Annotated in this window: 13 protein-coding genes; 9 read left to right on the top strand and 4 right to left on the bottom strand. The window is 73.1% G+C overall.

What is annotated here, in order from left to right; all coding sequences use genetic code 11:
- Nucleotides 1-164 precede the first annotated feature (164 nt).
- The 7 genes from BUE43_RS19400 (at nt 165) to BUE43_RS19370 (ending at nt 6,058) form a co-directional block, all read left to right on the top strand.
- Entirely contained in the window at nt 165-1,151 is a 987-nt protein-coding gene (locus BUE43_RS19400) for a LacI family DNA-binding transcriptional regulator (protein WP_073485261.1), read from the top strand.
- On the top strand, nt 1,148-2,164 hold the full coding sequence (locus BUE43_RS19395; protein ID WP_073485259.1) for a class I mannose-6-phosphate isomerase: 1,017 nt from the start codon (nt 1,148-1,150) through the stop codon (nt 2,162-2,164). The genes BUE43_RS19400 and BUE43_RS19395 overlap by 4 nt, the downstream gene beginning before the upstream one ends.
- Nucleotides 2,164-2,925, top strand: coding sequence for an ATP-binding cassette domain-containing protein (locus tag BUE43_RS19390; RefSeq protein ID WP_073486050.1), 762 nt, complete (start codon nt 2,164-2,166; stop codon nt 2,923-2,925). Before BUE43_RS19395 ends, BUE43_RS19390 begins: the two co-directional genes overlap by 1 nt.
- Nucleotides 2,922-4,007: an ABC transporter permease gene (locus BUE43_RS19385; protein ID WP_083959841.1), complete on the top strand. Its 1,086-nt coding sequence runs from the start codon at nt 2,922-2,924 to the stop codon at nt 4,005-4,007. Before BUE43_RS19390 ends, BUE43_RS19385 begins: the two co-directional genes overlap by 4 nt.
- 117 nt (nt 4,008-4,124) lie before the next feature.
- Nucleotides 4,125-5,105: an ABC transporter substrate-binding protein gene (locus BUE43_RS19380; RefSeq protein ID WP_073485257.1), complete on the top strand. Its 981-nt coding sequence runs from the start codon at nt 4,125-4,127 to the stop codon at nt 5,103-5,105.
- A 288-nt stretch (nt 5,106-5,393) separates the two neighbouring features.
- Complete coding sequence (locus tag BUE43_RS19375; protein ID WP_143174261.1) at nt 5,394-5,633, top strand: hypothetical protein; 240 nt, start codon at nt 5,394-5,396, stop codon at nt 5,631-5,633.
- 38 nt (nt 5,634-5,671) lie between these two features.
- Nucleotides 5,672-6,058 (top strand): VOC family protein, encoded by a 387-nt coding sequence (locus BUE43_RS19370; RefSeq protein ID WP_073485253.1) that lies wholly within the window; start codon nt 5,672-5,674, stop codon nt 6,056-6,058.
- Between the two features lie 311 nt (nt 6,059-6,369).
- Here the strand turns inward: BUE43_RS19370 and meaB are convergent, their stop codons facing one another.
- Both meaB and BUE43_RS19360 read right to left on the bottom strand, forming a co-directional pair.
- Nucleotides 6,370-7,341, bottom strand: coding sequence for a methylmalonyl Co-A mutase-associated GTPase MeaB (gene meaB, locus BUE43_RS19365; protein ID WP_073485251.1), 972 nt, complete (start codon nt 7,339-7,341; stop codon nt 6,370-6,372).
- On the bottom strand, nt 7,341-8,531 hold the full coding sequence (locus BUE43_RS19360; RefSeq protein ID WP_073485249.1) for an acetyl-CoA C-acetyltransferase: 1,191 nt from the start codon (nt 8,529-8,531) through the stop codon (nt 7,341-7,343). Before BUE43_RS19360 ends, meaB begins: the two co-directional genes overlap by 1 nt.
- Nucleotides 8,532-8,728: 197 nt before the next feature.
- Between BUE43_RS19360 and mce the strand changes: the two genes are divergently transcribed.
- Nucleotides 8,729-9,172 (top strand): methylmalonyl-CoA epimerase, encoded by a 444-nt coding sequence (mce, locus tag BUE43_RS19355; RefSeq protein WP_073485246.1) that lies wholly within the window; start codon nt 8,729-8,731, stop codon nt 9,170-9,172.
- A 281-nt stretch (nt 9,173-9,453) separates the two neighbouring features.
- On the opposite strand, the gene BUE43_RS19350 is transcribed toward mce, so the two are convergent.
- Both BUE43_RS19350 and BUE43_RS19345 read right to left on the bottom strand, forming a co-directional pair.
- Nucleotides 9,454-10,155, bottom strand: a complete 702-nt coding sequence (locus BUE43_RS19350; protein WP_083959840.1) for a TetR/AcrR family transcriptional regulator — start codon at nt 10,153-10,155, stop codon at nt 9,454-9,456.
- Between the two features lie 286 nt (nt 10,156-10,441).
- The gene (locus BUE43_RS19345) at nt 10,442-10,804 is read right to left on the bottom strand and encodes an SPW repeat domain-containing protein (RefSeq protein WP_073486044.1); all 363 of its coding nucleotides are present in this window, start codon (nt 10,802-10,804) and stop codon (nt 10,442-10,444) included.
- A gap of 416 nt (nt 10,805-11,220) precedes the next feature.
- Between BUE43_RS19345 and ccrA the strand changes: the two genes are divergently transcribed.
- Nucleotides 11,221-12,528, top strand: coding sequence for a crotonyl-CoA carboxylase/reductase (ccrA, locus tag BUE43_RS19340; RefSeq protein WP_073486041.1), 1,308 nt, complete (start codon nt 11,221-11,223; stop codon nt 12,526-12,528).
- The last annotated feature ends 158 nt before the right edge of the window (nt 12,529-12,686 follow it).

Below are 12,686 nucleotides of genomic sequence, written 5' to 3'. Positions count from 1 at the left end.
GTCCGGGATCGGTCGTCGGCCCCGGTCGACGCGCGCCTGATCACACCCGTCGTCACCGAATGATTACCTGTCCGGTGTTGACACCACTCACGGCGGCGGGGTCGAATTCCGCCGCTATGACAACGTTGTCTGGGGGCGGTCCCCGTCAGGTCAGGCGCGCCACGATGAACGACGTGGCCCGCCTCGCCGGCGTGAGCATCAAGACCGTCTCCCGCGTGGTCAACGACGAGGCCGGCGTGCACCCGGGCACCGCGGAGCGGGTCCTCGCCGCCATCGAGCAACTCGGCTTCCGCAGCAACGTCGGCGCGCGCAACCTGCGCCGGGGCTCCTCCACCGGCACGGTCGGGCTGATCCTGGAGGACGTCGCGAACCCGTTCTACTCGCTGCTCACCCGGGCGGTGGAGGAGGTGGCCCGGCACCACGGCCGACTGGTGCTGACCGGGTCCTCCGACGCGGAGCCGGCCAGGGAGCGCGACCTGGCGCTGGAGTTCTGCGCCCGCCGGGTGGACGGGCTGCTGATCGTCCCCACCGGGCTGCGGCACGGCTACCTCGTGCCCGAGATGCGGGCCGGCACCCCCGTGGTCCTCCTGGACCGGCCGGCCGGCGACGTCGTCGCCGACACCGTGCTGGTCGACAACATCGGCGGCACCGCGGAGGCGGTGCGGCACCTCGCCTCCTTCGGGCACCGCCGCGTCGCGTTCCTCGGCGACTCCCCCGACATCTACACGGCGGTGGAACGGCTGCGCGGCTTCCGCGAGGGCTGCGCCCGGGCCGGCCTGCACTACGACGAGGAGCTCGTCGTCATGGGGCCGCACGACGAGCGCAGCGTCGCCGCCGCCCTGCGCCGGGTCCTCGACGGCCCCAACCCGGCCACCGCCGTGGTCTCCGGCAACAACCGGATGACCGTCTACGCGGTGCGGGCGCTCGCCCACCGGCCCGACCGCCCCGCGCTGGTCGGCTTCGACGACTTCGAGCTGGCGGACCTGCTGGACCCGCCGGTCACGGTGGTGGCGCACGACAGCGCCGCGCTGGGCCGGGCCGCGGCCGAGCTGCTGTTCGGCCGGCTCGGGGGTGACAGCGCACCGCCGCGCCGGGTCGTGCTCCCGGTCCGGCTGGTGCCCCGTGGTTCCGGGGAGGTAGGGCTTTCGTGAGACCCGTCCGGCTTGCCGCCAACCAACCGCCGCGGTTCTACCGCGGTGGCGCGGCCATCGCCGACCTGCGCGACGCGCCGAGCGCCGTCGAGTTCGGCCCGGAGGACTGGGTGGCCTCGACGACCACCCTGTTCGGGGTGGCCGAGTCGGGGCTGTCCCGGCTGCCCGGCGGCCGGTGGCTGCGGGACGAGGTGCGCGCGGCGCCGTCGGCGTGGCTGGGCGCGGAGCACACCGCGGCGTTCGCGGACGACCCGGCGCTGCTGGTGAAGCTGCTCGACGCCGGGCAGCGGCTGCCGGTGCACTGCCACCCCTCCGACTCCTTCGCCCAGGCGCACCTCGGGTGCCGGTTCGGCAAGACCGAGGCGTGGGTGGTCGTCGGGACGACCGGCCCGGATCCGTTGGTGTACATCGGTTTCCGCGAGGACGTCGACGCCGCGACGGTGCGCGCCTGGGTGTCCACTCAGGACAGTTCGGCCATGTTGGGCGCGCTGAACGCGGTGCGCGTCCAGCCGGGCGACACGGTCTTCGTGCCCGCCGGGCTGCCGCACGCGATCGGCGAGGGCGTGTTCATCGTCGAGCTCCAGCAGCCGACCGACCTCTCCGTGATGTTGGAGTGGCGCGGGTTCGCCGACGACGAGAGCGCGGGCCACCTCGGCCTGGGCTACGAGACGGCGCTGGCGTGCGTGGACACCTCGGGGTGGTCGGCCGACCGCCTGGCCGGGCTGGTGCGCGAGACGCGCGACCGGCGGGCGCCCGTCGTGCCGCTGCTGCCGGCCGAGGCGGACGCGTTCTTCCGCGCCGACCGGTTGCACCCGGGCTCGGTGGTGGAGCTGGAGCCGTCGTTCGCCGTGCTGGTCGTCCTGGAGGGCGCGGGCGTGCTGCGCACCGACTCCGACGACCTCGCGGTGCGACGGGGAGACACGGTCGTGGTCCCGCACGGCGCGGGCGCGGCGCGGTTGGAAGGCGACGTTGTCGCGGTGCGGTGCCGGCCGCCGGCACCGGGGAGGAAGTGATGGGCGCGCTGCTGGAAGCTCGCAACCTGGTCAAGCACTACGGGTCGGTCGAGGCGCTGCGCGGCGCGTCGTTCGAGGTGCGGGCCGGTGAGGTCGTCGCGTTGATCGGCGACAACGGCGCCGGGAAGTCGACGCTGGTGAAGTGCCTGTCCGGGGCCGAGCAGCCGGACTCCGGCGAGATCCTGCTGGACGGCCAGCCGGTCGCGCTGGACTCGCCGACCAGGGCGCGCCAGCTCGGGATCGAGACGGTGTACCAGGACCTCGCGGTGGCCCCCGAGCTGGACCCCGCGGCGAACCTGTACCTGGGCAGGGAACTGCGGCGGGGCGGGCTGCTCGGCCGGCTGGGCATGCTGGACAAGGCGGAGATGCGGCGCAGGGCCTCGGAGCACTTCCGCACCCTGGGCGTGCAGGTGCAGAGCCTCGACGTGCCGATCGGCGCGTTGTCCGGCGGCCAGCGCCAGGGCGTCGCGGTGGCGCGCGCCGTGGTCTGGGCCAACAAGGTCGTGTTCATGGACGAGCCGACCGCCGCGCTCGGCGTGGTGCAGCGCGAGCGGGTGCTCGACGTGATCCGCCGGGTCCGCGACACCGGCGTGGCCGTCGTGCTGATCAGCCACAACATGCCCGAGGTGCAGGCGGTGGCCGACCGGGTGGAGGTGCTCCGGCTGGGCCGCAGGGTGGCCCGGTTCACGGCGGCCGACGTCCGGTTGGAGCAGCTCGTCGGCGCGATGACGGGCGCGCTGTCGCAGGAGGACGCGGCATGAGCGACAACGCCGGGACGACGAACGGATCGGGTGTGACGGACACCGGGAAGTCCACTGTGGACACCGAGGGCGCGCGGGGCCTGCCGCGCCGGACGACGTGGCAGCGGCTGGTCGGCGCCAGCACGTTCTGGATCGGCCTGGTGCTGGTCGCGCTCTACGTCGTGTTCAGCGTGCTGCGGCCGGACGCCTTCCCCACGCTGTACAACTTCCAGACGCTGCTGATCGAGGCCGCCGTGCTGCTGGTGCTCTCGGTCGGCATGACCTTCGTGATCATCACCTCCGGGATCGACCTGTCCGTCGGGTCGGTGCTGGTGTTCTCCGGCGTGGCCGGCGCCATGACGATGGAGGCGGTCAGCCCCGACGGCGACGCGACGCAGGCCGGCGCCGGCACCATCGCCATCGGCCTGCTGCTGTCCCTGGCCAGCGGCGCGGCGTGGGGCCTGCTCAACGGCCTGCTCATCGCCCGGTTCCGGATCCCGCCGCTGATCGTGACCCTGGGCTCGTTCGGCGCCGCCCTCGGCGCGGCGCAGTTGCTGACCGGCGGCGTCGACGTGCGCACCGTGCCCTCGGCGCTGCGGGACTCGCTCGGCTTCGGCCAGACGCTCCAGGTCCCGCACATGGTGCTGGTCGCGGCGGCGGTGACAATGTTCGGCGCGTGGCTGCTGCACACCACGAAGTTCGGCCGCTACACCTACGCGATCGGCTCGAACGAGGAGGCCGCGCGGCGCGTGGGCATCTCGGTGACCCGGCACCTCGTGCTCGTCTACACGTTCGTCGGGCTGCTGGCCGGCCTGGCCGGGTTCATGTCGCTGGCCTACTTCGGCACCACCACGCTGGGCGGCCACAGCACGGACAACCTGAACTCGATCGCCGCGACGGTGCTCGGCGGCACCAGCCTCTTCGGCGGGGTCGGCACGGTGCTGGGCACGGTGTTCGGCGTGTTCATCCCCGCGGTGCTGCAGAAGGGCTTCGTGATCGTGGGGGTGCAGCCGTTCTGGCAGCCCATCGCGGTGAGCGTGGTCCTGGTCGCCGCCGTGTGGTTCGACCAGCGGCGGCGTCGCGCGCGCGACAGCGGCCGATGACGCGCGGCGGACCGGAGCGGACTGGTGCGGTCCGCGGTGTTCGTGGGTGTTCGTGGTTTTCTTCCGCCCGCGGGCGGTGACCGGGTGCGGGTGTCCCGCAGTAACGGAGGGAGAGGCATGGCAGGGGCGAAGGCGCTGCGGCTCGGCGTGGCGGTGCTCGCGGCGGTGGCGCTGGCGGGCTGCGGCGGCGGCGGCAAGATCGGCGGCGGCAACAACTCCGGGCAGGCCAGCAAGAAGCTGGTGCTCATCCCGGGCGTGAAGGCCGAGCCGTTCTACATCTCGATGCGGTGCGGCGCCGAGGAGGAGGCGAAGAAGCGCGGCTACGAGCTGACCGAGCAGGCGCCGGACAAGTTCGAGGCCGGCCTGCAGACGCCGATCGTGACCGGCGTGCTGGCCACCAAGCCGGGCGGCGTGCTCATCGCGCCGACCGACGACAAGGCGATGGCCCGGCCGATGGCGGACCTGAAGAACGCGGGCATCAAGGTCGTCGAGGTGGACACCAAGGTCACCGACGCGTCCATCTCGGTCTCCAAGATCTCCTCCAACAACGAGCAGGGCGGCCGGAAGGCGGCCGAGACCCTGGCCAAGCTCGTCGGCGAGAAGGGCTCGGTCCTGGTGCTGAACACCAAGGCCGGCACCTCCACGACCGACATGCGGGCCAAGGGCTTCGAGGAGGAGATCAAGAAGTACCCGAACATCAAGTACCTCGGCCAGCAGTACACCGACAACGAGCCGGCCAAGGCCGCGCAGATCGTCTCCTCGACGCTGTCGGCCAACCCGGACCTCGCGGGGGTGTTCGCCACCAACCTCAACACCGGCGAGGGCGCGTCGACCGGCCTGCGCAACGCGGGCAAGACCGGCGCGGTGAAGCTGGTCGGCTTCGACGCCAGCCCGAAGCAGGTCGACGAGCTGCGCAAGGGCGGCGTGGACGCGCTCATCGCCCAGGACCCGGCCGGCATCGGCCGCAGGGGCGTCGAGCAGGCCGTCTCCGCGATCGAGGGCAAGTCGACCGAGGGCGAGATCCAGACCGACCTCGTCGCGATCACCCGCGACGACATGGACCAGCAGTCGAAGTACTTCTACAAGACGACCTGCTGACCGTCGGACGCCACGATGGGCCGGCCTCCGCGCGGGGGCCGGCCCATCGCCGTCCGGGGCGGGTGGTGATCCACGGGTACTGGTCGTCAGCGGTCCTGGTCGTCAGGCGGCCGTGGTGACCAGGTAGCCGTGGTGACCAGGTAGCCGTGGTCACCAGGCGGCCCGCCGTGCCACACTGGCCGCTCCGCCAGATCGTCTGTTCCTGGTTCGATGATCGGGCAGCGCGGGCGCTGCCGGTCCGTCGTGGAGGCGCAGGCGGTCGCCGTCACGCTGCGAGGAGACCCGCCGATGCCTCCCTCCCTCGTCGAACTGCCCGCCGCGCTCGCCGTGGCGCTCGTCCTCCTCCGCTCCGCCCCCTCCGCCCTGCTCACCCTCGTCGCCGGCGTCGTGGCGGTCTGGTCGAGGGACACCCGACGGGCCGAGCGGGCGCTGACCGTGCTCCACACCGTGCGGAGCCCGCGCGGCTCGCGCCGGCGGGCGGCCGGACGCGCGCGGCGTCGGGAGGCCGGTCCGGGTGGAACGGCCTAGCGTCGGTTTCGAACACGTCCCGAGAAGAGGAACGGACCATGCGGATCAAACTCGCCGAGATCTACGTCGACGACCAGGACCGGGCGCGCGCGTTCTACACCGAGAAGCTCGGCTTCGTGGTCGCGATGGACGCGTCCTACGGGGAGAACTCGCGGTGGCTGACCGTGGTCTCGCCCGAGGATCCCGAGGGCACGCGGTTGATGCTGGCCAAGGCCGACGGCGCGTCGCGGACGTTCCAGCAGGCCGTGCGCGCCGCGGGCAACCCCGCCACCGCACTGACCACCGACGACTGCGAGCGCGACTACCGGCGGTTGTCGGAGCTCGGGGTCGAGTTCACGCTCCCGCCGACCAAGATGCCCTACGGCGGCACCGACGCCGTCTTCGACGACACCTGCGGCAACCTGATCTGCCTGCACCAGGACTGATCCCGCCGAGGAGCCCGTCAACTGGCCCTGACTTCTGACCCCGCGGACTGGTCCTGGCGTTCGGCCCCGGCGGCGGACCACCCCGCCCCGGTACAGCCCCCTCCCGCCCGGGGGGCGAGCCCCGCGACCAGCCTATCCGCCCGTCACAGGGCGAAGCCAGCCCATCACCATTGCCTGTGGACAACCGAGAAAAGTTGTCCACAGCATGGCGATAGCCAGTTGACACGCACCCCCCGAGAGCCTCACCACGAAAGTGCGGTAGTCAACCGGGCAAGCTTCCCCCGAACAGGCAAGAACAGCCCGGAAACAGGTCAGCTCTGGACACGCAGGGTGGCGATGAGCTCGTCGGCCGCCCGGTAGGGGTCCAACTCCCCGGCGACGACGCGCTTGGCCAGCCCCTCCAGAGCCGCCCCGCCGAGCACGTCGCCCAGCTCCGCGCGCAGCCGCTCCACGGCAATCGCCTCGATCTCGGCCTCAGCCCTGCGGCGGCGGCGCAGCTCCAGTTCGCCGTGCGCGACCATCCAGTCGTGGTGCTCGTCGATCGCGGCGACCACCTCGTCCAGGCCCTCGGCCCGCGCCGCCACCGTCTTGACGATCGGCGGCCGCCAGATCGCGCCCTCCCGCTCCCTGCGGCCCAGCGAGATCATGTACTTGAGGTCGCGCACGGTCTGGTCCGCGCCGTCCCGGTCGGCCTTGTTCACCACGAACACGTCGGCGACCTCCAGGATGCCGGCCTTGGCCGCCTGGATGCCGTCGCCCATGCCGGGCGCGAGCAGCACGAGCGTGGTGTCGGCCAGTGAGACCACCTCGACCTCGGACTGGCCGACGCCGACCGTCTCCACCAGCACCACGTCGCAGCCGGCGGCGTCGAGCACCCGCAACGCCTGCGGGGTCGCCCACGACAGGCCGCCGAGGTGCCCCCGGGTGGCCATGGACCGGATGAACACGCCGGGGTCGGTGGCGTGCTCCTGCATCCGCACCCGGTCGCCGAGCAGCGCGCCCCCGGAGAACGGGGAGGACGGGTCGACGGCCAGCACGCCGACCCGCTTGCCCTGCCGCCGGTAGGCGGAGACCAGCGCCGAGGTCGACGTCGACTTCCCGACGCCGGGCGAACCGGTCAGCCCGATGACCCTGGCCCGCCCGGTGTGCGGGGCCAGCGCCTCGGCGACCTCACGAAGCTGCGGACTGGCGTCCTCGACCAGGGAGATCAGCCGCGCGAGCGCGCGCGGCTGCCCCTGTCTGGCGCGGGCGACGAGGTCCGCGACGTCGACCGTGCGTGCCATCAGCCCTGCTTCGGCACCCGGATGATCAGCGCGTCGCCCTGGCCGCCGCCACCGCACAGCGCGGCGGCGCCGACGCCACCGCCCCGCCGGCGCAGCTCCAGCGCTAGGTGCAGCGCCAGCCGGGCGCCGGACATGCCGATCGGGTGGCCCAGCGCGATCGCGCCGCCGTTGACGTTGACCCGGTCCTCGTCGACGCCGAGCTTCCGGGCGGCGACGACGCCCACCGCGGCGAACGCCTCGTTGATCTCGACCAGGTCGAGGTCGGCCGGCTCGACGCCCTCCTTCGCGCAGGCCGCCCTGATCGCGTTCGACGGCTGCTCGTGCAGGCTCGCGTCCGGGCCGGCGACCACGCCGTGCGCGCCGATCTCGGCGATCCACTCCAGGCCGAGCTCCTCGGCCTTGGCCCGGCTCATCACCACGACGGCGGCCGCGCCGTCGGAGATCTGCGACGCCGAGCCGGCGGTGATGGTCCCGTCGGCGGCGAAGGCCGGGCGCAGCTTGGCCAGCCCCGCCTCGGTGGTGTCGGCGCGCACGCCCTCGTCGGTGGCGAAGACGACCGGGTCGCCCTTGCGCTGCGGGATCTCGACCGGCGTGATCTCCTCCGCGAAGACGCCGTTGGCCTGGGCGGCAGCGGCGCGCTGGTGCGACCGGGCGGCGAAGGCGTCCTGCTCCTCGCGGGTGAGGCCGTAGCGCGCGTTGTACTTCTCGGTAGCCGCGCCCATCGCGACCTGGTCGAAGGCGCAGAACAGGCCGTCGTAGGCCATGTGGTCGACGAGCTGCGTGTCGCCGTACTTGAAGCCGGAGCGGGACTTGGGCAGCAGGTGCGGCGCCTGGGTCATCGACTCCTGGCCGCCGGCCACCACGACGTCGAACTCGCCGGCGCGGATGAGCTGGTCGGCCAGGGCGATGGCGTCCAGGCCGGACAGGCACACCTTGTTGACCGTCAGCGCCGGCACCGTCATCGGGATGCCGGCGGCCGCGGCGGCCTGCCGGGCCGGGATCTGGCCCGCGCCCGCGGTCAGCACCTGGCCCATGATCACGTACTGGACCTGCTCGGGGGCGACCCCGGCGCGCTCCAGCGCGGCCTTGATCGCGACACCGCCGAGCTGCGCCGCGGAGAAGTCCTTGAGCGAGCCCAGCAGTCGCCCCATCGGGGTGCGCGCCCCCGCGACGATGACGGAACGGGTCACGGCTGCCTCCAGTGCTGCTGCGCGACACGCGCACCCGGCCGGCGCCCGCACGTGGTGAGCCGACGAACGTCGTCCACGGCCGCCTCCGGTAGCGGTGCTAACGGTTGTTAACTGCGGACCATACCCGCGATCTCCCCGGCCGCTCCGTGTGAGTAGGCGCACACGGAACGCGCCGGAGCAGGACCTACCCTCCCAGCATGCCTGACCTGCTGAAGCCCTTCGTGACGGCGGTCGACCACGTCGGGGTCGCCGTGCCGGACCTGGACGCGGCCATCGCGTTCTACTGCGACACCTTCGGGCTGGAGGTGGCGCACACCGAGACCAACGAGGAGCAGGGCGTCCGCGAGGCGATGCTGCGCGCGCCGGGCGACCGGACCGGCGCGGCGGTCCAGCTCCTCGCGCCCCTGTCGGCGGAGTCGACGATCGCGAAGTTCCTGGACCGCAGCGGCCCCGGCCTCCAGCAGCTCGCCTACCGGGTGACCGACATCGACGCGGCCTGCGCGGCGCTGCGGGAGAAGGGGCTGCGCGTGCTCTACGACGAGCCGAGGCGCGGCACCGCCAACAGCCGAGTCAACTTCGTGCACCCGAAGGACGCCGGGGGCGTGCTCGTCGAACTCGTGGAGCCAGCCGCCACGCACTGAACGGCAGTGCGCCGAACGGCCGCGTGCCGAACGCCGGCGCGCGGCTCCACGGCACACAGGCCGGGGCGCACGAGCCCGCAGCGCGCCAGCCAAGCGGAGCGCGAGCCAAGCGGAGCGCGAGCCAAGCGGAGCGCGAGCCAAGCGGAGCGCGAGCCAAGCGGAGCGCGAGCCAAGCGGAGCGCGAGCCAAGCGGAGCGCGAGCCAAGCGGAGCGCGAGCCAAGCGGAGCGCGAGCCAAGCGGAGCGCGAGCCAGACGGCGAGAACAGCGGTTCCCGCCGCGCTCAGCGGATGACCGAACCCGGCGCGGGGGTGCCGACGCCCTGACGGCCAGCGGGTCGCGCCGGCGGAGCTCGGCCCGCGCCGAGCGCGAGCGCGTCGGCCAGGAAGGTCAGCTCCCGTTCCATCGGGCCGACCTGTTCTCCCGGTCCGACGGCGGCGTGCCGGTAGCTGACGGCCAGCGCGAGCAGCCCGGCCGCCGAGTCGACGTCGGCGCGGCGCGCGCTGGCCGGCCGCGCCGCCGCGATCACGCCGCGCACCTGCTCCACGAGCCGGGCGAACCGCCGGCGCAGCGCCGCGCGGACCGCCTCGTGCCGGTCCGCCTCCCGCCACAGCAGGCGCGCCGGGCCGACGCCCAGCCGCGCGTCCAGCTCCGCGACCAGCCGGCGCAGGCTCTCCGCCACGTCGCCGGGCACGACGACCGCCCGGTGGTCGACCAGCTCGTCGGGCAGTCGTTCCACGATCGCGGCGAGCAGGTCCGGCTTGTGCCGGAAGTAGTAGTGCACCAGGCCCTTGGGCACGCCGGCCCGCTCGGCGACGCGCGAGGTCGGCGTCGCGTCGAAACCCGACTCGGCGAAGAGTTCTCCCGCCGCCCGCAGGATGCGGTCCCTGGCCGACCCGGTCTCGCCGGCGTCGGCGGGGCACCCGCCCCCGGGGCGGGCCGAGCGGCCTGACGTCCCCTGGGGGACAGCCGCGCCCGCGGTCATCGCGCCAACCCTCCGCGTGGCGCCCGATGCCCGTCGCGCGACCCTCACCCGGGACGGTCGCCGTGGGGCGGTCATCGGGACGGCGCGGCGGCCGGACGGCCATCCCGTCCGGTCGTCAGGCCGCACCACGCGGACTGTTCGGAAACCCCATCCGTGTGTTCGGTCGTGTCCTGCGGTGCTGGCGGCGTCCGAGCCAGCTCGGCGCGCGGCCGGAGCCGGCTTTCGTTGGGGCCGGCTTCTGCCGGAACTGGCTTGTCGGGGCCGGCTCGGAGCCGCCTCGGGCGGCTCAGTGCTGCCCGGCCACGTGGCCCCGGTGCGCGGCGCTGGCCGCCGGAACGGCCGCGAGGCCGACGACGACGGCGAGCACGCCGACGATCCACGAGGTCCACGCCGCCTGCGTGTAGTCGCTGTAGCGCATCACCCACGGCGCCAGGAACAGCAGCGCGCCCAGCACGACGTGCGAGTACTCGCTGACCACCGAGCCCGGCGTGGCCAGCGACCACAGTCCGGTCACCGCCAACAGCGCGCCGAAGACGATCATCGTCCACATCGCGCTGGTGTTGGTGTCGGTCCAGAGCGGTGCCAGCAGCGTGTACACCCCCAGGACCACGGACGCCCAGTCCTGCCAGCGGCTCCACGGTCTGGTCATGCCAACCACCTCCGCGTCCGAGAGGACTCGGTGGGTCCCGGCGGACCGGGCCAGGCCCACCACGTCCAGCGTGCGCTTGGGTTGGCCGGCCGGTCAAGGGGCTGTCGGCGCAGGTAGGAGCAGTTGAGGCGGGGCCGGGACCCGGCCGTTCGCCGCTCCGCCCCTGGGTCTCCCGGACCGCCGTGCCCGCCCCGGGCCGCACCGGAGAGCGGCTCGACCGACGATCGGGCGATAGCGACGTGGAGTGGCTCACACCACGCTCCCCTGGATCGTTACTCGTCGGTAACGTCCGGCCAACCCGCGCCGCCGCTCCACTCCTCGGCGCGACTCTCCGGTGCTCACCCTCGGCGTTCGGCCCAGCCGGACAGCCCAGGAACAGGGAGGTACCCGCCGTGCAGAAGATCCTCGACGCGATCATGGCCGACGAACTGGACGCACTCGCCTCGATCCCGGTCCCGGAGTCCTACCGCGGCGTCACGGTGCGCGCCGACGAGGTGGACATGTTCGAGGGCGTCCCCCACCGGGAGAAGGACCCGCGCCGCTCGCTGCACCTCGACGAGGTCCCGACGCCCGAACTGGGGCCGGGCGAGGCGCTCGTGGCGGTCATGGCCAGCGCCATCAACTACAACACGGTGTGGACGTCGATCTTCGAGCCGCTGCCGACGTTCGCCTTCCTCAGCCGCTACGGCCGCACCTCGCCGCTGGCGGCGCGGCACGACCAGCCGTTCCACGTCGTCGGCTCGGACCTCGCCGGCGTGGTGCTGCGCACCGGCCCCGGGGTGAACAACTGGAAGCCGGGCGACGAGGTGGTGGCGCACTGCCTCAGCGTCGAGCTGGAGCACCCCGACGGGCACGACGACACCATGCTCGACCCCGAGCAGCGCATCTGGGGCTTCGAGACCAACTACGGCGGACTCGCCGAGATCGCGCTGGTGAAGACCAACCAGCTCATGCCGAAGCCGGCGCACCTGAGCTGGGAGGAGGCCGCCGCGCCCGGGCTGGTCAACTCCACCGCCTACCGGCAGCTGGTCTCGGCCAACGGCGCGGGGATGAAGCAGGGCGACGTGGTGCTGATCTGGGGCGCCTCCGGCGGCCTCGGCTCCTACGCCACCCAGTTCGCGCTCAACGGCGGCGCCATCCCGGTGTGCGTCGTCTCCAGTCCGGCGAAGGCCGAGATCTGCCGGCGGATGGGCGCCGAGCTGATCATCGACCGGGCCGCCGAGAACTACCGGTTCTGGAAGGACGAGCACACCCAGGACCCGAGGGAGTGGAAGCGGTTCGGGGCGCGGATCAGGGAGCTGACCGGCGGCGAGGACCCCGACATCGTCTTCGAGCACCCCGGCAGGGAGACCTTCGGCGCCAGCGTCTACGTGGCGAAGAAGGGCGGCACGATCGTCACCTGCGCCTCCACGTCGGGATACCTGCACCAGTACGACAACCGGTACCTGTGGATGAGCCTCAAGCGCATCGTGGGCTCGCACTTCGCGAACTACCGCGAGGCGTACCAGGCGAACCGCATGATCGCCAAGGGGAAGATCCACCCCACCCTGTCCAAGGTGTACCCGTTGGCCGAGACCGGCCAGGCCGCGCTGGACGTGCACCACAACAGCCACCAGGGCAAGGTGGGTGTGCTGTGCCTGGCCCCGGAGGAGGGGTTGGGCGTGCGGGACCACGAGTTGCGGGCGAAGCACCTGGCCGCGATCAACCGGTTCCGCGGCGTCTGACCCCCGCGCCACCACCACCGCCGCCACTCCCTCCGCGCCGGGCGAACCGGTTCGGCCGACGTGACCTGTTCCGAACCGACGCCCGGTGATCCGCGGTGCTCCGGAGCGCCCCGGCCCGGGCGGAACGTCCCCTTCGAGAGTGGCCTCCGCGTTTCACC

The sequence above is a fragment of the Streptoalloteichus hindustanus genome (assembly GCF_900129375.1).
Taxonomy (GTDB): domain Bacteria; phylum Actinomycetota; class Actinomycetes; order Mycobacteriales; family Pseudonocardiaceae; genus Streptoalloteichus; species Streptoalloteichus hindustanus.
Note: the sequence above shows the minus strand (reverse complement) of the source record. Positions and strands in the feature narration are given on the sequence as shown.